At 66.4% G+C, this 18507-nt stretch carries 20 protein-coding genes and 1 pseudogene; 12 read left to right on the top strand and 9 right to left on the bottom strand.

Features of this window, described 5'->3' with window-relative positions; all coding sequences use genetic code 11:
- Positions 1 to 81 precede the first annotated feature (81 nt).
- The 4 genes and pseudogenes from APY03_RS18745 (at position 82) to APY03_RS40355 (ending at position 2066) form a co-directional block, all read left to right on the top strand.
- On the top strand, positions 82 to 972 hold the full coding sequence (locus APY03_RS18745) for an MBL fold metallo-hydrolase (protein ID WP_068678943.1): 891 nt from the start codon (positions 82 to 84) through the stop codon (positions 970 to 972).
- Between the two features lie 113 nt (positions 973 to 1085).
- Complete coding sequence (locus tag APY03_RS18740; RefSeq protein WP_068678941.1) at positions 1086 to 1433, top strand: TIGR01244 family sulfur transferase; 348 nt, start codon at positions 1086 to 1088, stop codon at positions 1431 to 1433.
- A gap of 36 nt (positions 1434 to 1469) precedes the next feature.
- Entirely contained in the window at positions 1470 to 1790 is a 321-nt protein-coding gene (locus APY03_RS40360) for a SulP family inorganic anion transporter (protein WP_083944464.1), read from the top strand.
- Positions 1708 to 2066 (top strand): annotated as a pseudogene (locus APY03_RS40355) (sodium-independent anion transporter). Before APY03_RS40360 ends, APY03_RS40355 begins: the two are co-directional and overlap by 83 nt.
- 180 nt (positions 2067 to 2246) lie before the next feature.
- Here the strand turns inward: APY03_RS40355 and APY03_RS18730 are convergent.
- A complete protein-coding gene (locus APY03_RS18730; protein WP_068678937.1) occupies positions 2247 to 2504 on the bottom strand; it encodes a hypothetical protein in 258 nt (85 codons plus the stop codon).
- Between the two features lie 234 nt (positions 2505 to 2738).
- On the opposite strand from APY03_RS18730, the gene APY03_RS18725 reads away from it, so the two are divergent.
- The 5 genes from APY03_RS18725 to APY03_RS18705 all read left to right on the top strand — a co-directional run bounded on the left by APY03_RS18725 (position 2739) and on the right by APY03_RS18705 (position 9114).
- Positions 2739 to 3656, top strand: coding sequence for an MBL fold metallo-hydrolase (locus APY03_RS18725; RefSeq protein WP_068678935.1), 918 nt, complete (start codon positions 2739 to 2741; stop codon positions 3654 to 3656).
- 171 nt (positions 3657 to 3827) lie between these two features.
- Positions 3828 to 6542: an ATP-binding protein gene (locus tag APY03_RS18720; protein WP_068678933.1), complete on the top strand. Its 2715-nt coding sequence runs from the start codon at positions 3828 to 3830 to the stop codon at positions 6540 to 6542.
- A gap of 261 nt (positions 6543 to 6803) precedes the next feature.
- The gene (locus APY03_RS18715) at positions 6804 to 7631 is read left to right on the top strand and encodes an alpha/beta fold hydrolase (protein WP_068678931.1); all 828 of its coding nucleotides are present in this window, start codon (positions 6804 to 6806) and stop codon (positions 7629 to 7631) included.
- Between the two features lie 36 nt (positions 7632 to 7667).
- The gene (locus APY03_RS18710) at positions 7668 to 8531 is read left to right on the top strand and encodes a hypothetical protein (protein WP_068678929.1); all 864 of its coding nucleotides are present in this window, start codon (positions 7668 to 7670) and stop codon (positions 8529 to 8531) included.
- A gap of 142 nt (positions 8532 to 8673) precedes the next feature.
- Positions 8674 to 9114, top strand: a complete 441-nt coding sequence (locus APY03_RS18705; protein ID WP_068678927.1) for a hypothetical protein — start codon at positions 8674 to 8676, stop codon at positions 9112 to 9114.
- A gap of 110 nt (positions 9115 to 9224) precedes the next feature.
- Here the strand turns inward: APY03_RS18705 and APY03_RS18700 are convergent, their stop codons facing one another.
- From APY03_RS18700 to APY03_RS18680, 5 genes are all read right to left on the bottom strand, one after another.
- On the bottom strand, positions 9225 to 10175 hold the full coding sequence (locus APY03_RS18700; protein ID WP_068678925.1) for a PDR/VanB family oxidoreductase: 951 nt from the start codon (positions 10173 to 10175) through the stop codon (positions 9225 to 9227).
- Positions 10172 to 11488: a Rieske 2Fe-2S domain-containing protein gene (locus APY03_RS18695; protein ID WP_068678923.1), complete on the bottom strand. Its 1317-nt coding sequence runs from the start codon at positions 11486 to 11488 to the stop codon at positions 10172 to 10174. Before APY03_RS18695 ends, APY03_RS18700 begins: the two co-directional genes overlap by 4 nt.
- A 116-nt stretch (positions 11489 to 11604) precedes the next feature.
- Positions 11605 to 12402, bottom strand: a complete 798-nt coding sequence (locus tag APY03_RS18690; RefSeq protein ID WP_068678921.1) for an enoyl-CoA hydratase/isomerase family protein — start codon at positions 12400 to 12402, stop codon at positions 11605 to 11607.
- A 5-nt stretch (positions 12403 to 12407) separates the two neighbouring features.
- Positions 12408 to 12806 (bottom strand): Zn-ribbon domain-containing OB-fold protein, encoded by a 399-nt coding sequence (locus APY03_RS18685; protein WP_068678919.1) that lies wholly within the window; start codon positions 12804 to 12806, stop codon positions 12408 to 12410.
- Between the two features lie 3 nt (positions 12807 to 12809).
- Positions 12810 to 13979, bottom strand: a complete 1170-nt coding sequence (locus APY03_RS18680; protein ID WP_068678917.1) for a thiolase domain-containing protein — start codon at positions 13977 to 13979, stop codon at positions 12810 to 12812.
- Positions 13980 to 14065: 86 nt separating this feature from the next.
- On the opposite strand from APY03_RS18680, the gene APY03_RS18675 reads away from it, so the two are divergent.
- From APY03_RS18675 to APY03_RS18665, 3 genes are read left to right on the top strand one after another with little or no spacing between them, the layout of a single operon-like run.
- Positions 14066 to 14839 (top strand): SDR family NAD(P)-dependent oxidoreductase, encoded by a 774-nt coding sequence (locus APY03_RS18675; RefSeq protein WP_068678915.1) that lies wholly within the window; start codon positions 14066 to 14068, stop codon positions 14837 to 14839.
- A gap of 1 nt (position 14840) precedes the next feature.
- Positions 14841 to 15647, top strand: a complete 807-nt coding sequence (locus APY03_RS18670; RefSeq protein WP_068678913.1) for an enoyl-CoA hydratase/isomerase family protein — start codon at positions 14841 to 14843, stop codon at positions 15645 to 15647.
- Positions 15644 to 16516: a MaoC/PaaZ C-terminal domain-containing protein gene (locus APY03_RS18665; protein WP_068678911.1), complete on the top strand. Its 873-nt coding sequence runs from the start codon at positions 15644 to 15646 to the stop codon at positions 16514 to 16516. The genes APY03_RS18670 and APY03_RS18665 overlap by 4 nt, the downstream gene beginning before the upstream one ends.
- 213 nt (positions 16517 to 16729) lie before the next feature.
- Here APY03_RS18665 and APY03_RS18660 read toward each other — a convergent pair whose 3' ends face one another.
- From APY03_RS18660 to APY03_RS40350, 3 genes are all read right to left on the bottom strand, one after another.
- Positions 16730 to 17023 carry an immunity 53 family protein gene (locus APY03_RS18660; protein WP_068678909.1) on the bottom strand — a complete coding sequence of 98 codons (294 nt, stop codon included), beginning with the start codon at positions 17021 to 17023 and terminating at the stop codon, positions 16730 to 16732.
- 368 nt (positions 17024 to 17391) lie between these two features.
- A complete protein-coding gene (locus APY03_RS18655; protein ID WP_068678907.1) occupies positions 17392 to 17832 on the bottom strand; it encodes a hypothetical protein in 441 nt (146 codons plus the stop codon).
- A 3-nt stretch (positions 17833 to 17835) separates the two neighbouring features.
- Positions 17836 to 18507, bottom strand: a 672-nt coding sequence (locus tag APY03_RS40350) for an RHS repeat-associated core domain-containing protein (RefSeq protein WP_198161266.1), incomplete at its 5' end; no start/stop codon positions are given.

Below are 18507 nucleotides of genomic sequence, written 5' to 3'. Positions count from 1 at the left end.
GCGGTCCTCTCAATCCGTCTCACCTGCAGAATAGTATATCAAACGATATAATATAATTAAATGGATTGAAAGGAGAGTGCAATGACCGCGCGCATCACCACCCAGGCCTTCTTCGACCGTTCTACGTGGACAGTCTCGTACGTGCTATCGGACAACGCCACCAACGCTGCTGCTGTCATCGACCCGGTGCTCGATTACGATTTCAAGTCGGGCTACACGGAGACCAAGGCGGCAGACCAGGTTCTCGGGTATCTGAAGGACAAGGGTTTGAAGGTTGAGTGGATTCTCGAGACGCACGCGCACGCCGACCACCTCTCCGCGGCGCGTTACTTGCAAGAGCGCGTGGGCGGCCGCATTGCGATCGGCGAGAACATCCGCGAGGTGCAGGCGACGTTCAAGAAGCTCTACAACCTGGAGCGCAGCTTCCTGCCTGACGGCAGCCAATTCGACCACCTGTTCAAGGACGGCGAAACCTTCCGCATTGGCGAGGTGGAAGCCAGGGCCATGCTCGTGCCTGGCCACACGCCGGCCGACATGGCCTACCTTATCGAAGACAGCGTCTTCGTGGGCGACACGCTGTTCATGCCTGACGTCGGCACCGCTCGCGCCGATTTCCCCGGCGGCGATGCAGCCACGCTGTACCGTTCGATCCGCCGCCTGCTGGACCTGCCGCCGCAGACGCGCATGTACGTCTGCCACGACTACCCGCCCAAGACCCGCGATGCGCAGTGGGAGACCACGGTGGCCGAGCAGCGCTCGAAGAACATCCACGTCAGGGACGGGATCACGGAAGAAGGCTTCGTCGCCATGCGAAAGGCCCGCGATGCCACTCTCGAGGTGCCGACCCTTATCCTGCCGTCGATCCAGGTGAACGTCCGCGCCGGCCAGATGCCACCGCCCGACGACAACGGCGTCGCCTACCTGCGGATCCCGGTCAACGCCCTGCCGAAAGGCGGAGCAAGGAACGACTGATTCGAGTAGTCCCTTGCAGCCGTCGTGCGCGAACTGACCAGATGCAGGACGCAGCCGCGCCGATCACGGGGCCGAGCCCCGAACCCTGAAACAGCCCAAACCTGGAAATGATGATGAATGCCTTTTCGCCCGACCCGATCGATCAAGCCCTGTGCGTCACTGCACAGGTGCAGCCCGATGACGTGCCCGCCCTCGCGACTGCGGGTTTCCGCAGCATCGTCAACAACCGGCCCGACTACGAAGGCGGGGCCGGCCAGCCGACCAGCGCGCAGTTGGAGGACGCCGCGCGAAAGGCGGGGCTGGAGTACCGGTACCTACCCGTGCCACCCACGGGGCACACCGAGGAGCAGGCGCGCAACATGGCGAGCGTGGTCGATGATCTTCCCAAGCCGGTCGTGGCGTTCTGCCGCACGGGACGCCGTTCAGCCGCGCTGTACCGCATGGGCAAGAGCGGAACATGAAGCGGCGGTGGCTGGCCACGTACGACCGGGGCAAGGCTGCCCAGGGATCTCGTCGCCGGCCTCGTGGTAACGATCCTGCTGGTGTCGCAAAGCCTTGCATACGCGATGCTTGCGGGACTGCCGCCCCATGTGGGCATGTACGCCAGCATCCTGCCACTGGTCGCCTATGCGGTTCTCGGCTCCAGCATGACGCTGTCGGTGGGCAGTCGGCGACAGCGAGCACTTCCGCAACGAGCGGCGCTTTGCGGTCAGAACCTATCCCGGGCTGCTGCTGATGCGGGTCGACGAAAGCCTGTTCTTCGCCAACATGCCGGCGGTCCTCGGGCGCATCGAGGAGAAGATCGACCGGCAAGGTGACACCCGGCACCTCGTGCTGGACTTGTCTCCGTCAGCCACATCGACCTTACGGCCGTCGAAGCACTCCAGCGCCTCCAGACTGACTTGCGCGAGCGCTGTGTAGAACTGCATCTCGCGGAGGTGCGCGGCCCTGTCATGGACAGGCTCGAGCAGACTGATCTTCCGCAGAAGCTGGCCCACGAACCTTTCCTGAACCTGCACGAAGCCACCATCGCGCTCGTGCCGGCAACCTCGCGGCAGCCCCGCCTCGCCCTTACCGAAAACCACCCCGCATGATCTTCCGGCAGCATTCCGAACCCGTCTCCAGCACCTACGCCTAACCTCCACGAATGATCAAGAGGATCGGGTAGGCGTGGCGAAGCGATTGATTTCGTCGACCACGGTGCCGCCGTTGTCGTTGACAAGGCCATCGCCGTGGTTGTTCCCCGTGACGGCGTTCGTTGCCGCAGGCTTCGATCAAGGGCTGCCGCGACGTCCGGTTGGACACAAGATGTTCTTGGGCAGATTGCCGCGCAGGTAATCCGTCTCTTCCTGTGGTGACGCGGGGCGGATCTCGACCACGCGGGCCAGGGGCCCATGGACGTCCATCAGTTCGGCTGCGAGCAGGGTGGGCCCGTCGGCCCCTTCAGGTAGCGCCTTGAACCAGCGGCGCGGCTTTCCTCTCCAGGTGTAGTCCACGACCCAGAGGCGGCTCGTCTTGAAGAATGTGGCCATCCAGCGAACGATAGCTTGTTGTGCGAGGCAATCGAAGTGTTTGGTGCGTATCAGGCACCACTGTGCGCCCCTGCGCAGGCCTACCGCCTCGCGCCCTTCCTTCCTACGATCAATGACATGCGGCCTTCTGCCGTGATGTGCGTGCCCGACAACCGCGGAGGTTGAACGGCACTTTGCTGCCAGTCGCCCGGCTGGTTTTGCCCGGCAATCGGGCCGTCCTTTTGGAGATTTGCCATGCTTTCCGTCGATGACACCTTGCATCCCGCTACCCAGACGCCCAGCGACCTGGTTCCGTCCCGCTACGCGCTGAGCGTCGGCGGGATCGACGCGCTGGTGGTCAGTGATGGTGTACTGCCACTGCCAACCTCGACATTGGCCACCAATGCCGACCCGGCCGACCTGGCGAACTGGTTGGACCACATGTTCATGCCGCCTGACAAGTTCGATTGGCCGTTGAACGTGATGGTGGCCCGTAGCGGCGGCCAGACCATCCTCATCGACGCCGGGCTCGGAGGGCAGTTTTCGGGATTCCCCCGCGCCGGGCAATTCCCTCAGCGACTGGATGCCGCCGGCATCGAGCTCGAGTCCGTGACCGACGTGATCATTACCCATATGCACATGGATCACGTGGGCGGCCTGCTCGTCGCCGGGGTCAAGGAGCGGCTGCGTCCGGACGTGCGCATCCACGTATCGGCCGCCGAAGTCGCCTTCTGGACGTCGCCCGATTTCTCCCACACCCTCATGCCGAAGCCGGTGCCCGACGTGCTCCGGTCGACCGCCACGAGCTTCTACAACGAATACCGCGATCGGCTGAGGATCTTCGACGACACGCATGAGGTCGCGCCAGGTGTGATCGTCCGTCTCACTGGCGGTCACACCCCGGGGCACAGTGTTGTCGACCTGGTGTCGGGCGGTGAACGACTGACATTCGCTGGCGATGCCGTCTTCCCGGTCGGGTTCGACCACCCCGGCTGGCACAACGGCTTCGAACATGACCCCGAGGAATCGGCCCGCGTTCGCGTCCGCCTCTTCCGGGAGCTCGCGCATACCCGTGGACTGCTGGTGGCCGCACATCTGCCGTTCCCATCCGTCGGCCGCGTGGCGATCGACGGCCACGCTTTTCGGTGGGTGCCGGTGATCTGGGACTACTGACCGCGAGTCGGCAGGTGTTGCCGGGCAAGACGCCCATCCCCGATACTGCACGCCTCCACAGGCAGCGCATGGAAGCCGCCGCCTCGATCCCGGGCCGGTGAAGCCGGTGTCGGCCGTGTCAAGCTGCCGGCGATCGGGTGCGATGCGGCCCAGGCGATCCGCACCCGTCCAATGCCCGGCACACCCGCAGCGACCCCCGTCCCGACTCCGGCAGAAGTCCGCTGGTACTTCGGCGCGTTCATCGTCTGGGAGGCGCAGCGCCGGCTCGAGCGCTTCGGACAGACCGTGCGGCTGGGGCCGCGCGCCTTCGACCTGCTGCTGCAACTGATCAAGCGCGCGGGCGAAGTCATGAGCAAGGACGAGCTGCTCGCAGCGGTGTGGACCGGCGTGGTGGTCGAGGACGCCAGTGTCCGCGTGCATATGTCCACGCTGCGAAAGGCGCTGGGGCAACCGGACGAGAGCGACGGTTGCAGGGAATGGATCTCCAACATCCCCCTGCGGGGCTACCGGTTCAATGGGAAGGTGCTTCGCGAAGCGGCCGAGGTCTTGGCCGGGCGCTCGCCCTGCGCGGTGGCGCCCGCATTCACGAAGCTGCCGCTGCGGCTGACCGAACTGGTCGGCCGCAAGGCCGAGGTGGAGACGGTGCTCGCCTCGCTCGAGACCCGCCGGCTGGTCACGATCGTCGGAACGGGCGGCATCGGCAAGACCAGCCTCGCGATCCACGCCGCGGAATGCCATCAGCGCCAGCGCGGCATACAGGTCGCCTTTGTCGATCTCTCTCCGCTGATCTCGCCCGACCACGTGCTCAGCACGCTGGCGCGGTCCGTAGGCGCACCGGCCGACCTGCCCGACACCGTGCAGGCGATCCAGCAGTGCCTGGCGAGCCGCGACGTGCTCCTGCTGATCGACAACTGCGAGCACGTGGTGGATTCGCTGGCGCTTTCGATCGTGAGCCTGCTGACCGCGCTGCCGGGCCTGCGCATCCTCGCGACCAGCCGCGAGGCGCTGCGCGTGGCGGGCGAGCACGTCTTGCGGCTCTCGGTGCTCGCGGTCCCCGGCGTTGACAGCCTCTCGCTCGCGGAGGCCATGCGCTGGCCCTCCGTTCAGCTGCTCGTCGAGCGGGCAAAGGCCGCGGGCGCGGGCGGGTTCGGCGATGCGCACGCGCCGCTGCTCGCGGGGATCTCGCGGCAGGTCGATGGCATTCCGCTGGCCATCGAATTGGTGGCGGCGCGACTGGGCGTGCAGGCACCCGGCGACCTTGCACGCCGGCTGGACGACCACATGCGGCTCTATGCCTCCGGCAACAGGGCGGCAATCCCTCGGCACCGTACGCTCGCGGCGGCGCTGGACTGGAGCATCGCGCTCTTGAGCGAGATGGAGCTGCGGCTCCTTCGCGCGCTGTCCGTCTTCCGCGGGCGCTTCGACGTCGACGCCGCGCTCGGCGTGGTGGCCGGCGACATCGACCAGGAAGCGGCCTTCGACGCACTGATCTCGCTGGTCAACAAGTCGCTCGTCTTCTTCGACAGCAATGACGCCACCGCGCCCTACCGCCTGCTCGACACGACCCGCAGCTACGCCGCCGCTCTGCTTGCGCAGAGCGACGAACGCGCCGTGCTGCTGCGGCGCCACGCGTCGCTCATGCTCGACGTGATGAAGGCGGCCACCGCGGAGCTGTCGGACCTGAGCGAGCAGGCATGGATCGATCGCCACGGCTACCACCTGGACGACGTGCGCTTCGCGCTGGAGGTCAGCCTGGCACAACAGCCTGATGCGAAGCTCGCCGCCTCCCTTGCCACGGCCTCGGCACCGCTGTGGTTTCACCTGGCGCAGGTGGTGGAGTACCGCAAGCGGCTCTCGGCAGCGCTCGCGCTCGTCGATAGCCAGCCCGTCCCCGACACCGAGACGGCGACCTGGCTCAACACGGCCCTGGTCAGCGCCTTGCTTCACACCGGCGGCTCGATGCCCGAACTGGACGCCGCCAGCGAGCGGGCGCTCGCCGGTGCGCTGGCCGCGGGCATCCCCGTGCTGGAGCTGCAGGCCCGCTGGGGGCGTTGCACGCACGACATGTTCCGCGGCGAGTATTCGGCGGCGTTGCAGCAGGCGGAAGCACTGATGGCGGCGGCCGAGACGTGGTCCGATCCGGCCGCGCTCAATCTGTCGCACCGGGTGATGGCGATGGCGAGCCATTTCTCCGGGCGCTTCGAGGCGTCGAGACAGCACAGCGAAGCCTCGTTGCGCGCCGGCGGCGGCCTGGGACACACGCGCGCCAACATGGTGGGCGTGAACGCCATCGTCGCCGCGAAAGCCATGCTATGCCGCACTCTCTGGATCCAGGGGAACACGGAAGGGGCGCTGGAGGAAGCCGCCGATGCCGTGGCCCGCGCGAAGGCGGCCGGCAAGTCAGTCTCGCTTTGCGCCGCGCTGTATGGCGCGTGCCCGGTTGCGCTGTGGTCGGGCGAGCGCGCGCTGGCCCGCACCTGGGTGCACATGATGATGGACGAGGCGCAGCGCAAGGGGCTGGTGGGCTGGTACCGCTATGCGCAGTGGTTTTTCCAGGGCCTGCAGCTCGACACCGTGGACGGCGGCGACGGGTACATCGACAGCGTGGCCGCCCAGCTCTCGGGCTATGACATGCCGCGCCGCGAGATGCTGGCGACCTTCTGCACCCGGTGGGTCGACAACGAACTGATCGAACGCGTTTCGCGCGGAGAAAGCCCGTGGGTCGCCGCGGAGGTCTGGCGCGCTGCCGGCTGGCATGCCGAAGCGCGCGGCGCACTCGGGGAGGCCAAGGCCCTCTACCGCAAGGCCGAAGACATCGCCCGGCAGCAGGGCGCCAAAGGCTGGGCACTGCGCGCCGCCTCCGGGCGGCCCGCCGGCCAGGGCTGAGTACGCGGTCGCAGCTCCGGCCCGCTTGGCAAGCGGGATGCGAGGGTGTCGACATGTGGACGCGGACGCTGGCACGCGGCCAAGCTCACCTGCTCACCGACCGCGGTGCGACGTCGCTCACGGCGACTTGGATTGATGCGAGCACGACAACAGAGTGAACCCCTCGGCGGACCTACTCCCAAGCGGGGTCCGAACCTAGGATTCACGACGCTACCGGCGCAACGCCCTCCCGTCATTCCATCAACCTTTCGGAGCCCACAGATGACAAGCAGCACCATCACGACCAAAGACGGCACGCAGATCTACTACAAGGACTGGGGCGAGGGTCCCGTCGTCACGTTCTCGCATGGCTGGCCGCTCAACGCGGATGCGTGGGATGGTCAGATGCACTTCCTCGCACGCAATGGATTCCGGGTCATCGCGCACGATCGGCGCGGCCATGGCCGCTCGACCCAATCCTCGTCGCACAACGACATGAACGGCTACGCCGACGACCTTGCAACCCTCTTCGACATGCTCGACCTCAAGAAGGTCACGATGGTGGGCCACTCGACAGGTGGCGGCGAAGTAGCTCGCTACATAGGGCGCCATGGCACCCGGCGCGTGGCCAAGGCCGTGCTCATCGGCGCCGTGCCGCCGATCATGCTGAAGTCCGCGGCCAACCCCGAAGGCTTGCCGATCGAGGTGTTCGACGGCATCCGGGCCGGTGTTGCAGGCGACCGCTCGCAGTACTACAAGGATCTGGCCATCGCGTTCTACGGCGCCAACCGCCCGGGCGCGAAGGTATCGCAGGGCGTGCTCGACCAGTTCTGGTTGTGGAGCATGCAATGCGGCCAGAAGAACGCCTACGAGTGTGTCAAGGCATTTTCCGAAACCGACTTCACCGAGGACCTGAAGAAGTTCGATGTCCCGACCTTGATCATGCATGGCGAGGACGACCAGATCGTGCCGGTGCACGACTCGGCCCATAAATCGGTCCGGCTCATCAAGAGTGCCAAGGCCATCTACTACCCAGGTGCTCCACACGGCCTCACCACCACGCTGCAGGACAAGGTCAACGCGGATCTGCTCGCGTTCTTGCGAAGCTGAGGCGCGAGCAGGGCAGATCGACCTTCACCTTTCACCATGTTCAACCTGTTGCTGCAAACCACAATCGAAGAATGCCCGGACGACTGGAACATCGCTCGCTTCAGTCGCCTGAGATCGTTCCTGGCGGATCTGCAAGACGAAGAGGGCCATCCGCTCTTTCGGGTGACGGCACGCGATCGCACGAAGCGCGGGGAGCCTGACCCGGTGCTCTCGACCCTGCATGAATCGGACTACGATCAGCTCTGGCTCCTCGCAGTCGATGGCGGTGATGGCCTGGCGCCCGCGGATTGCGCGGGCATCAGCCAGTTTCGACGGCTCGGTGGCGCAATGATGATCACGCGCGACCACATGGACCTTGGAAGTTCAATCTGCAGCCTGGGCGGGGTGGGAGCCGCGCACCACTTCCACAGCCGCAACGTCGAACCCGACAAGGGCCGCCACTGCGTCGACCACCCCTTCTCGGCGAACATCCTTTGGCCCAACTATCACTCCGGCGCCAACGGGGATTTCCAGCGAATCCGGTCCGTTGGCAGCATCCATCCGGTGATGCGCGACAGACGTTCCCCCACCGGCGTGATCCAGTACCTGCCGTCTCACCCGCACGAAGGCACGGTCAGTGCTCCATCCGACGATCCGAGCGGCCGCGTCATCATGGAAGGCGTGAGTTCGGTGTCGGGTCGGCGCTTCAATATTGCGGTCGCCTTCGAACGCTCCGAGCATGGCGGAAGAGCCATCGCACAGTCGACCTTTCACCACTTTGCCGACTACAACTGGGATCCGTCCTGCGGCTGCCCATCCTTCGTGACGGAGCCCGCCAGCGACGGGTTGGCGCGCTTTCCTGAAGCGCTTCGCTCGACGAAACAGTACGTTCGCAACATTGCTCTCTGGCTCAGTGCCTGAGCAACCTGCTGGCTTTGCATCTGAAAAGGACTGACAGAATCGCGCATGGCAGCGCCGCGGCCATTGCCTCTCATGGTGCCCCTTCGTGGGTTCACGGATGTGTCACGGGGGCGGCACAGAATGAACCGCAGGCACCCCTCACATGCAACTCTCCGTTCCGAAAAATCTCGCAGCCACGGTCCTGCTCTCGCTCGCTGCGGTTCTTCCATCCGCCCATGCGCAAACCGACGTCAACACGGCCGAGGCACCCAGCGACGGCGCCGTCGTCTTTCCGAACGATGGGACCTGGCCGGTCTGGCAAGACAAGAGCACGAGCACGAGCACGAGCACGACCACGACTGTCGCGGCACCGCCCGACAGAAGTCTGGGCGGCGCGATCCTGAATCCCTTCTCGCAGCCGGCCGAGCTGCCGACCGCTGCGTCTTCCACGCCCGCGCCTGCACCCGCTGCGGTCGCGACGCCGCCGGCACCGCCCGAATCAGATGCCACGACGAGCTTCACGCTGATGGTGATCGCTGCCGGCGCGGTCCTGGCGGGCTTCGCGCTGCGTCGCTTCAATGCGTCGCAGCGCCGGAGCGCTTGAGCGCATGGATACCTGTCAGCGGGGTCTGTGTACGCGCCGGAAGACCGTGCTCAGGGAAGTACCTTCGCCTGCGGCCGCGGTGCCATGGGCCTTCGCAGCGGCCGTGCGGCTCAAAGGTCGAGCACCAGCCGGGGCGTGAGGCTGCCCGAGCAGCAGACCATCATCGCGCGATTGGCGGCCTTCTCCTCGGGCGTGAGGTAGTCGTCCCGGTGGTCGGGCGTGCCCTCCAGCACCGGCGTGCAGCAGGTGCCGCAGATCCCTTGCGAGCACGAATACTGGATCGGGACGCCTGCATCGAGCAGCGTGTCCAGCAGCGTCTTGCCCGGTTCCACGCTCAAGTGCTTGCCGCTGCGCGCCAGCATCACCTCGTAGCCCCCGGCGGTGGCGGCCTCCTGGCTCGCGCTGAAGCGCTCCAGGTGGACGCGCTGCGGTGCCAGGCCGCTGCACGCCGCGGTGAATGCGTCGAGCATGCTGCTCGGGCCGCAGCAATAGACATGGGCCCCGGCAGGCGCCTCGCGCACGATGGCGGCGATGTCAGGACGTGTGGCGCCTTCGCTCGTGCAGCGCAGGGCCACCGAGTTTCCCGTGCGGTCCATGGCCTGCATCTCGTTCGCGTAGGCAGCGCGCATCGGCGAACGCGCTGCGTAGTGCAGCCGCCACGGATGCCCCAGCGCGTTCAGGCGGGCGGCCATGGACACGAAGGGCGTGATGCCGATGCCGCCCGCGATGAAGATCGACAGCGGCGCATCCTCGTAGAGCGGAAAGTCATTGATCGGCGCGCTGCTGGCCAGGCGGTCGCCGGGCCGCGGCACGGAATGCATCCAGGCCGAGCCGCCGCGGCTGTCGGTCGAGCGATCGACCGCGATCACGTAGCGGTGCCGCTCGGCCGGGTCGTTGGCCAGCGAATAGCTGCGAACGAGGCCTCCGGGCAGGTGCAGGTCGATGTGGGCGCCGGCCGAGAAGGGCGGCAGCGGCACGCCGTCGGCCGCGACGAACTCGTAGGACACGATGCCCTCGGCCTCGCGGCGCAACTGGCGCAGGAGCAGTTGCAGGTCGCTCACGGGTTGTAGCCGAAGCCGGCATCCAGCCTTGCCGTCATGTGCTCGCCGTGCGCCTGCCATGGCACCCCGGCCGGCAGCGTGAGCGACATCGCACGCACCATGAAGGTCGACGGGTCGCTCGCGCCCTGCGGCTTGGTACCGCTGCCGTGCAGGTTGCGCACCGTTTCCAGCAGCAGGCGCCGCGTCATCGCGACGCCGGTGTCGCTGATGCCCAGGTGCTCCTTGCTGCGGTCGTAGATCGCAGCCACGCCCGATTGGCAGGCCGCATCCTGGACCCAGAGGCCGGGCAGGCCGGAGAACCAGGTCTTGGTCTGCGCGTCGTAGTTGAAGAGGTAGGCGTTCTGCCGCGTGTACCGGGTCCAGTACTTGGCAAAGGGCTCGGTCGGTGGGCGCGGCGCGAAGGCGTCGTTGCCGGCATGGCCGGTCTCGCGGCCCGCGTGACCCTTCTCGAACAGCGCGCGCGTCTTGTCGTAGAGCTTTTCCGAGGGGTGGTAGGAGAACATGATGCACAGCGTGTTCTGGTCGTCGATCGGCACCCAGGCGTGGCCCGAGAGCTCAGGGTACTGCGACTGCGGCGGCACCAGGGTCCAGAACGGCAGGAGGAACTGGTTGACCCGCCAGTAGCTCGTTTCCTCGTCCAGCTTGCGGCGCGAGGCGACGCTCATGCCGAAGGGCTGGCGCTGGCATTCGAAGGTGGGGCGCAGGTCGCGCTTGGCGATCCAGTCGCTGATGGCGCCCTGCGCATCGATGCGGCCATGCAGGATGGCCGCGTGGGCGGAGTCGATCTCGCCCTCCACCGCCTGGAGCCAGTTGCACTCCTGCACGCGGAAGCTCACATGCACGCGCTCGGCCGGCACCAGGTTCCACTCCATCTCCGGCAGCGGCGGCGGGTCGTCCTGCTGCGGGCCCATGTAGGCCCAGGCGATGCCGTTGCGCTCGCGGCAGGCGTAGGCCTTGAGCCTGACCTTGTCCTTCAGCCGGCTCTCGGCCGGCTCGGCCGGCAGGTCCTGCACGTGGCCGTCGGTGCCGAACTTCCAGCCGTGATAAACGCAGCGCAGGCCGCAGTCCTCGTTGCGGCCGAAGACCAGCGGCGCGCCGCGGTGCGGGCAGGCGTGGTCCACCAGGCCGAGCCGTCCCTCGCTGTCGCGAAAGGCGATCAGGTCCTCGCCCAGCAGCCGCACGCGCTGCGGCATGCCGCCGGCCGGAAGGTCGGCGACAGGGAGGAAGGGGATCCAGTACAGGCGCATCAGGCCGCCCATGGGGGTGCCGGGGCCGACGCGGACGAGGGTTTCGTTGTCTTCATGGGTGAGCATGGGAGGCTCCGTAGAAAGTGGGGAGGTCAGGCAGATGCGATTGGTTCTACCATGTTAATATTGAATCCAGAAAAACAAAAGGCGCTCGCGCTTTCCCAGGGCGCGCGCCTCCTGCTTCAGCCCCGGGGCGATCCAAGGCCGCCGAAGGCCGGCTTGCGCTTGCCGAGGAGCGCCTCGATCTGCGCCGTCGGGTCCGGCGCCGCGAAGGCGGCGGCCTGGCTGGCGGCTTCGAGCGCGAAGGCGCTCTGCCGGTCCCCGTCGAGCGAGGCGTTGAGCATGGCCTTGGCGAGCGCCACCGCCGTCGGCGCGGCGCGGGTCATGTGCTCGGCCACCTGCCGTGCCCGGGCCTCCAAAGCCTCGCTCTCATGCACTTCCATCACGATGCCCAGCCCGCGGGCCTCTTCCGCGCCGATGTCGCGCGTGGAGAACACCAGCTCCTTCGCGCGCTGCAGCCCCACCACGCGCGGCAGCAGGTAGAGCGCGCCGAGGTCGGGTACGAGTCCGAGGCGAAGATGCGCCATCGCGAACTTCGCGCGCGGGCTGGCCAGGATCATGTCCGCGCACAGCGCCAGCGCGAAGCCGGCGCCGATGGCCGGCCCGTCGATTGCCGCGATCACGGGGCAGCCCAGGTTCAGCAGGTCGTCGGTGAGCCGGAGGCCCGCGTTGATGCGCCGCTGCCAGTAGGCCGGGCCGGCGTTCGCATGCTCCTGGAGTGCGTGGAGGTTGCCCCCTGCGCAGAAGGCGCCCGCGCCGCCGGTGAGCACGAGCGCGCGGACGGGGGGCTCGTTGCGCACGCGCTCCAGCACGGCCATGAGGTCGGTGCGCAGCGCCACGTCCAGCGGGTTGTGGATCTCCGGCCGGGTGAAGCGCACCCAGCCGACGTCGTTCTCGACCGAGAAGTCCAGCGTCTCCATCGGGTTCAGGCCGGCTTGAACATCGGGACCATCGCGCCGCCCTCGGCCGGCTTGAAGGTGACCGCGACGCGCTGGCCGATCTTCAGCGCGTCGAGGTCGCAGTCGACGATGTTGGTCAGCATGGTGATGCCTTCGTCCAGCGCAACGTAGGCGATCGCGTAGGGAATGGGCCCGGCCCGGCGCGTGACGCTCACGCTGTAGATCGTGCCCTTGCCCGAGACACCGCACCACTCGGTCTCGCCCATGCAGAAGGGGCACAGCGCGCGCGGGTACCAGTGGAGCTTGCCGCAGTCCGTGCAGCGCTTCGCGCACAGCTGGCCTTCCTTGGCACGGGCCCAGAAATACTCGGTGGCGGTGTCGACGTGAGGTGCCGCGAGCGGCCGGTCGGTGGAAGGAGTGGTCATCGCTTATTGCCTTTCCATGATCAGGGTGGCGCTGCCGTGGCGCGAGCCGAGCAGGCCGCCGGTGCCTTGTGCCAACGCCAGCGTGCAGTCGGGCACCTGAACCTTGGGATGAGCCTCGCCGCGCAACTGGCGCACGGCCTCGATCACCTTGGTGATGCCGCCGCGGTTGGCCGGGTGGTTGTTGCACAGGCCGCCGCCGTCGGTGTTGAAGGGCAGCTTGCCCACGCCGGAGATCAGGTTGCCGTCGGCCACGAAGCGGCCGCCTTCGCCCTTCTTGCAGAAGCCCAGGTCCTCCAGCTGCATCAGCACGGTGATGGTGAAGCTGTCGTAGATCGAGGCGTACTGGATGTCGGCCGGCCGCACGCCCGCCTCTTCGAACGCGATCGGGCCGGAGATTGCCGCGCCGGACCAGGTGAGGTCCACCTGCCCGCCGAGCTGGCCCTTGATGGTCTCCCCTGCGCCCAGCACGTTGATCACCGGGCGCTTGAGCCGGGCCGCGATCTCGGGCCGCACCACCACCAGCGCGCCGCCGCCGTCGCTGACGACGCAGCAGTCCAGCTTGTGCAGCGGGTCCGAGATCATCGGCGAGGCCAGCACTTCCTCCACGCTCACCGCCTCGCGCAACATCGCGTGCGGGTTGTGCTGCGCGTGCGCCGCGGCCGCGACCTTGATCCATGCCAGCTGCTCGCTGGTGGTGCCGTACTCGTGCATGTGGCGCGCCGCCGCCAGCGCATACATGTTGACCGTGACGGGGGCATAAGGCATCTCCCACGGGACGTCCGGCGTGTTGGCCGTGACCAGCCGCGGTGCGACCCCGCTGGAGCCCTCGCTGCGCGGCCGGCCCGCCAGCGTGACCAGCGCCACGTCGCACTTGCCGGCGGCGATCGCCTGCGCGGCGTGCGAGACGTGGATCAAGTAGGCCGAGCCGCCGGTGTCGGTGCTGTCGACATGGCGCAGCCGGGTCAGGCCCAGGTAGTCGGCCATGTTGTTGGCACCCAGGCCTGGGGCATCGCCGGCGCAGAAATAGCCGTCCACGTCCTGCAGGGTGAGGCCGGCGTCCTGCAGCGCGCCGCGGGCGCATTCGGCATGCAGCTGTGCCACCGTCTTGTCGGGGGCCTTGCGCGTGGGATGTTCGTAGGCGCCCGCGATGCAGGCCTTGCGTTTGATGGTCATGTGATTTGCTCCTGCGACAGTTCGCGGGTAGGATATCATTGGTTCAACCATCGGACAACGTTCTCGCAAAGCAAGGAGCAGCAACAGTGGACCCCATCGTCAGCCTGCAAGGGCGCACCATCGTCGTCACCGGCGCCGGCCAGGGCATCGGCAAGGGCATCGTCGAACTGGCCATCGAACTCGGCGCCAACGTGGTCGCGGTCGACTTGAACGGCCAGACGCTCGACGCCGCGGTCTCGCCCCTGCCGCAAGCGCGCGTGCTCGCGGTGCAGGGCAGCGTGGCCGACCCAGCCGTGGCCGACCGCGCGGTGGCGGACGCGGTGGCGAAGTTCGGCGCCGTGCATGGCCTGGTCAACAACGCTGGCATCATCCGCCCGGCCATGATCGACAAGATGACCGACACGCAGTGGCAGGAGGTGATCGACGTGCACCTCACCGGCTCGTTCTACTGGATGCGCGCGGTCGGCCGCCATATGGTGGAGCGCGCCAAGGGCGGGGACAAGACGGGCGGCTCGATCGTCAACATCTCGTCGGACGCCGGGCGCAAGGGCTCGATCGGCCAGATCAACTACGCCGCCGCCAAGGCGGGCATGCTGGGCATGACGATGACCGCCGCGCGCGAATGGGGTCGCTACAACATCCGCACCAATTCGATCTGCTTCGGCGTGGTGGAGACGCCGATGACGGAAGTGGTGCGCGGCGAGAAGTTCCGCGAGCAGATGCTCGCGCAGATCCCGCTGGGCCGGTGGTCCACGCCCGGCGAGGTGGTCAAGAGCGTTTGCTATCTGCTGTCGGACGGCTCCAGCTACATCACGGGCCAGCACCTGGGCGTCAATGGCGGCTTCCACATCAGCCTTTGACATGGCCGACGACAGCGTCCTCCTGGAGCGTACGGACGGCGTCGCCGTCCTCACGCTGAACCGGCCCGCGGCAAAGAACGCCATCGACATCCCGACCACCGACGCGCTGAGCGCTGCGTTGCGCGCGCTGCGCGCCGACGAGGATGTGCGCGCGGTCGTGCTCACCGGCGCCGGCGGCGACTTCTGCGCCGGCGGTGACGTGAAGGGGATGGGCGAGGGCGCTGCGCGCACCGTGGAGCAGCGCCGCGCGGGCATGGCGCGCTATGCCGAGCTGGCGCGCGCGCTGATGGCACTGGACAAGCCGCTGATCGCCGCGGTCGACGGCGTGGCCTTCGGCGCGGGGCTCAGCATCGCGCTCTACGCCGATCTCGTGCTGGTGAGCACGCGCGCCCGCCTGGCGATGGTGTTCCACCGCATCGGCCTGGTGCCGGACGTCGGTGCGTGGTACCAGTTGCCCCGCGTGGTGGGGCTCCAGCGTGCCAAGGAACTGATCTACTCGGCGCGCGAGTTCGGGGCCGAGGAGGCCGTGCGCATGGGCCTCGCCCTGGAGGTCCTGCCGCCCGAGGCCCTGTCGGCGCGCGCGATGGAACTGGCGCGGGGCTTCGAGGGCGCCTCGCCCACGGCGTTCAGCCTGTCCAAGCAGGCGCTCGCCGCCACGCTGCAAAGCGACTTCAACACCATGCTGGACATGGAGGCCACGTCGCAGGCCATCGCATCGTCCAGCGCGTACTTCCGCGAGGCCATCCGCCGCTTCGCCGCCAAGGAGCCGGCGCAGTTCCGCTGGCCGAAGAAGGACCGAAGCGAATGATCGACTACGAGAAGACCAAGGCCTGGCGCTCCGGCCCGGTGCGCCACGCCTACACCGAGCGCGACACCATCCTCTATGCGCTGGGCGTCGGCTTCGGCGCGGACCCGCTGAACCTGGCGGAGCTGCGCTTCGTCTACGAGAAGGAACTCAGCGCCGTCCCCACGATGGCGGCGGTGCTGGCCTCGCCCGGCTTCTGGATGCGCGAGCGCAAGGAACTGGGCATCGACTTCGTGAAGCTGGTGCACGGCGAGCAGGCCGTGACTGTCCATTCGCCGCTGCCAGCCGCGGGCACGCTGATCGGCGAGAGCCGTGTCACCCGCATCGTCGACAAGGGCGAGGGCAAGGGGGCGGTGATGCATGTGGAGAAGACGCTCGCCGACGAGGCGGATGGCCGACGTGTCGCCACCGTGGAGATGGTGCTGTTCCTGCGCGGCGATGGCGGCTTCTCGAAGAACGGCGGTGGCGACGAGCCCGCACCCGCCGCACTCGCGACGCCGGACTCGGCGCCGGACACGACGATCGAGCTGCCGACCCGCGCCGACGCGGCGCTGCTCTACCGGCTCTCCGGCGACACCAACCCGCTGCACGTCGATCCGGCCGTGGCGGCCAAGGCGGGCTTCCCCCGGCCCATCCTGCATGGACTTGCCACCTACGGCAACGCGTGCCGCGGCATCCTCGCGCAGTTCTGCGGGCACGATGCCTCGCGGCTGAAGTCGATCCGCGCACGCCTGACCTCGCCGGTGTATCCCGGCGAGACCTTGGTGCTGGACTGCTGGCGGCAGGACGGCGAGGAGATCGCCTTTAATGCGAGCGTGAAGGAGCGTGGTGTGCAGGTGCTTGCGAATGGCCGCGCGGTTCTTGCCTCCTGACACAACTCCATAGTCCGCCCTGAACAATCCCGCTTTCATGCGCGCGTGAACTGAGTGGGGGGCGCCGAACCGGTGCTTGGCAGTAGGCCCACTGCCAGATGTTCCGGCGCTGCTGACCGCGTAGATCTGGCCGTTGAACACGCAGCCACCGGCATCGGCCCGCCAGCCGTCGGCATGTAGGTGCAAATCCGATCCGGACTTCCCAGAAGTCGTTCAACTTCTGGCGGTGGCCCAATCCAGGAAGACTGTCACGATCTCATCAAGGTTTGAAGACCCGCCGAAAGCAACAAAAGCTTCTTCCTCTACCTTGCAGTTGATCCAGTCGACCTCACTGCGCTCCACTTTAAGAGGCACGAATTGCGGGAGCTTGACGTCGAGCTCTTGCAAATCAATTCGGACCGTCCAACCCGGGTTGTCGAGGGTTTCGATAGAGACACCATAGGTGTGCTCCCATTCACCATTGCACTGTTCTTCGAACCACCGAGACAGTCGGGACAGCGTGTTCATCTCACCTTCTCCTTGGAAGTTCGTCTGGAGTCGCAGGCCGCACGCCACCCGGCACCGCCGGCCCTTGCGTGTGCGGAGTGGGGACGTAGGTACCCGTTGTCTTGTCAAAGTGCGGCCTGCCGGTAACGTCCGTGCTCTGCGCCTTATCCCAACCCGTGGGGTTGCGCGGGTTGGGGGCGTAGGTCTCGTGCCTTGTGATGCTCCCGGCCGCATCCGTCTACCTTCTCAAGTCGGATATGTGCAGAGCTCATTTTGGTGCCGTTGGAACTGATCAAGCGGTCGTGTGAATCGAGCCTCACAAGGCATCACCGATGCATTGAATACCTCTACCCGGTTCAAGTGCTCCGAACCTTGCGTTGGAGTTGGCATCACGCTACAGCTAGCTTGACTGAACCATGGTGGGAAATGGACAACACCCAGTCCAGTGAGTCGTCAAAGATATCGATGTCATCGGCGCCCGGGTACCACAGATCAATCAAAGATCGATCCAAATCGTCGAATCGAATCTTGTCGATATCGTCATATCGATACCAATTGACGTACGCGTGTTCGCGGACAGCAATGTGAGCTGAAGCCAGGACTTTGCTGACTTGGAAAGTCTCGTCTTGCGCATTGAATCCGGCCCACACCACACCCAGAGCATCGAGTTCTCGGGCAACGGTCAATGGATCAGCATCTGTTGCGATGTTGAAGCGCCTCTTGAGGCGGTCTCTAAGCATCGCAGCGGAGGCGGCGCTAAGCGGTTGATATTCGGGAAAGACAGCCCCGGGGAACGCTTTCAGATAGTTTTCGATCTTCAGTTTGTCCACGTGTCAGTCCTCGATAGGAATTGCGCCACTCCTGCCGCCGTTTCCTCGTTTGCCAGTCGAGTAGTCCCACCAGTTGAGGTGATATTTTGACTCGGCATCACCTTGGGCTACTCCATTGTGAGGTGGGTCCAATCGGTATCCCTTTTTCGAATCGCCAGCCTGAGGCGATCCAAACTTGCCTGGTTCGCCCTTGGGTAATGGGCCCACCTCGTTGTGGACTTGTCTCAACGCGTCTTTGTGCGCGGAGAGCGATGGCTTGGGGATTGGCGGGCAGTCGGGCAACCCCATCATTCCTCTGCCAGCCCCCGCACCACCCTTGCCCCCGGCCATCGGGATCGTAAAGGGCTGCAGATCCGAAGGCATGGAGCGCCATTGCGAGCCTCTCATTCCGCCGCCAGCAATAGGTGAAGCTGGCGCTATGTATGGAATCGGCTTTTTCTGTTCGAGGCCGTTGTCGTCGTACCAACCAAGAGGATCGTTCGACACATACACGAATCTGTTGAGCCCACCAGCAAGCCCGCTGGGATCGCCCTGGGTGTAGCGACCACGATCCGGTCCATAGGTCCGATTCACGTTATAGAAGAGCCCAGCCTCTTGATCCGAATAATGATTCGGATAGCGCAGGTTGAAGACCAACTCAGCAAAGCTCGTGACGCCAGGATTCGGCGTGACATC

Origin of the sequence: Variovorax sp. WDL1, assembly GCF_001541225.1 — a bacterium.
In the GTDB taxonomy this organism is placed as follows: domain Bacteria; phylum Pseudomonadota; class Gammaproteobacteria; order Burkholderiales; family Burkholderiaceae_C; genus Variovorax.
Note: the sequence above shows the minus strand (reverse complement) of the source record. Positions and strands in the feature narration are given on the sequence as shown.

Coding starts and splice junctions, on each gene's coding strand:
- APY03_RS18745 (WP_068678943.1), top strand. CDS start 82: ATGACCGCGCGCATCACCACCCAGGCCTTCTTCGACCGTTCTACGTGG.
- APY03_RS18710 (WP_068678929.1), top strand. CDS start 7,668: ATGTTCAACCTGTTGCTGCAAACCACAATCGAAGAATGCCCGGACGAC.
- APY03_RS18715 (WP_068678931.1), top strand. CDS start 6,804: ATGACAAGCAGCACCATCACGACCAAAGACGGCACGCAGATCTACTAC.
- APY03_RS18740 (WP_068678941.1), top strand. CDS start 1,086: ATGAATGCCTTTTCGCCCGACCCGATCGATCAAGCCCTGTGCGTCACT.
- APY03_RS18670 (WP_068678913.1), top strand. CDS start 14,841: ATGGCCGACGACAGCGTCCTCCTGGAGCGTACGGACGGCGTCGCCGTC.
- APY03_RS18725 (WP_068678935.1), top strand. CDS start 2,739: ATGCTTTCCGTCGATGACACCTTGCATCCCGCTACCCAGACGCCCAGC.
- APY03_RS18665 (WP_068678911.1), top strand. CDS start 15,644: ATGATCGACTACGAGAAGACCAAGGCCTGGCGCTCCGGCCCGGTGCGC.
- APY03_RS18705 (WP_068678927.1), top strand. CDS start 8,674: ATGCAACTCTCCGTTCCGAAAAATCTCGCAGCCACGGTCCTGCTCTCG.
- APY03_RS18695 (WP_068678923.1), bottom strand. CDS start 11,488: ATGCTCACCCATGAAGACAACGAAACCCTCGTCCGCGTCGGCCCCGGC.
- APY03_RS18660 (WP_068678909.1), bottom strand. CDS start 17,023: ATGAACACGCTGTCCCGACTGTCTCGGTGGTTCGAAGAACAGTGCAAT.
- APY03_RS18720 (WP_068678933.1), top strand. CDS start 3,828: ATGCCCGGCACACCCGCAGCGACCCCCGTCCCGACTCCGGCAGAAGTC.
- APY03_RS18730 (WP_068678937.1), bottom strand. CDS start 2,504: ATGGCCACATTCTTCAAGACGAGCCGCCTCTGGGTCGTGGACTACACC.
- APY03_RS18680 (WP_068678917.1), bottom strand. CDS start 13,979: ATGACCATCAAACGCAAGGCCTGCATCGCGGGCGCCTACGAACATCCC.
- APY03_RS18685 (WP_068678919.1), bottom strand. CDS start 12,806: ATGACCACTCCTTCCACCGACCGGCCGCTCGCGGCACCTCACGTCGAC.
- APY03_RS18690 (WP_068678921.1), bottom strand. CDS start 12,402: ATGGAGACGCTGGACTTCTCGGTCGAGAACGACGTCGGCTGGGTGCGC.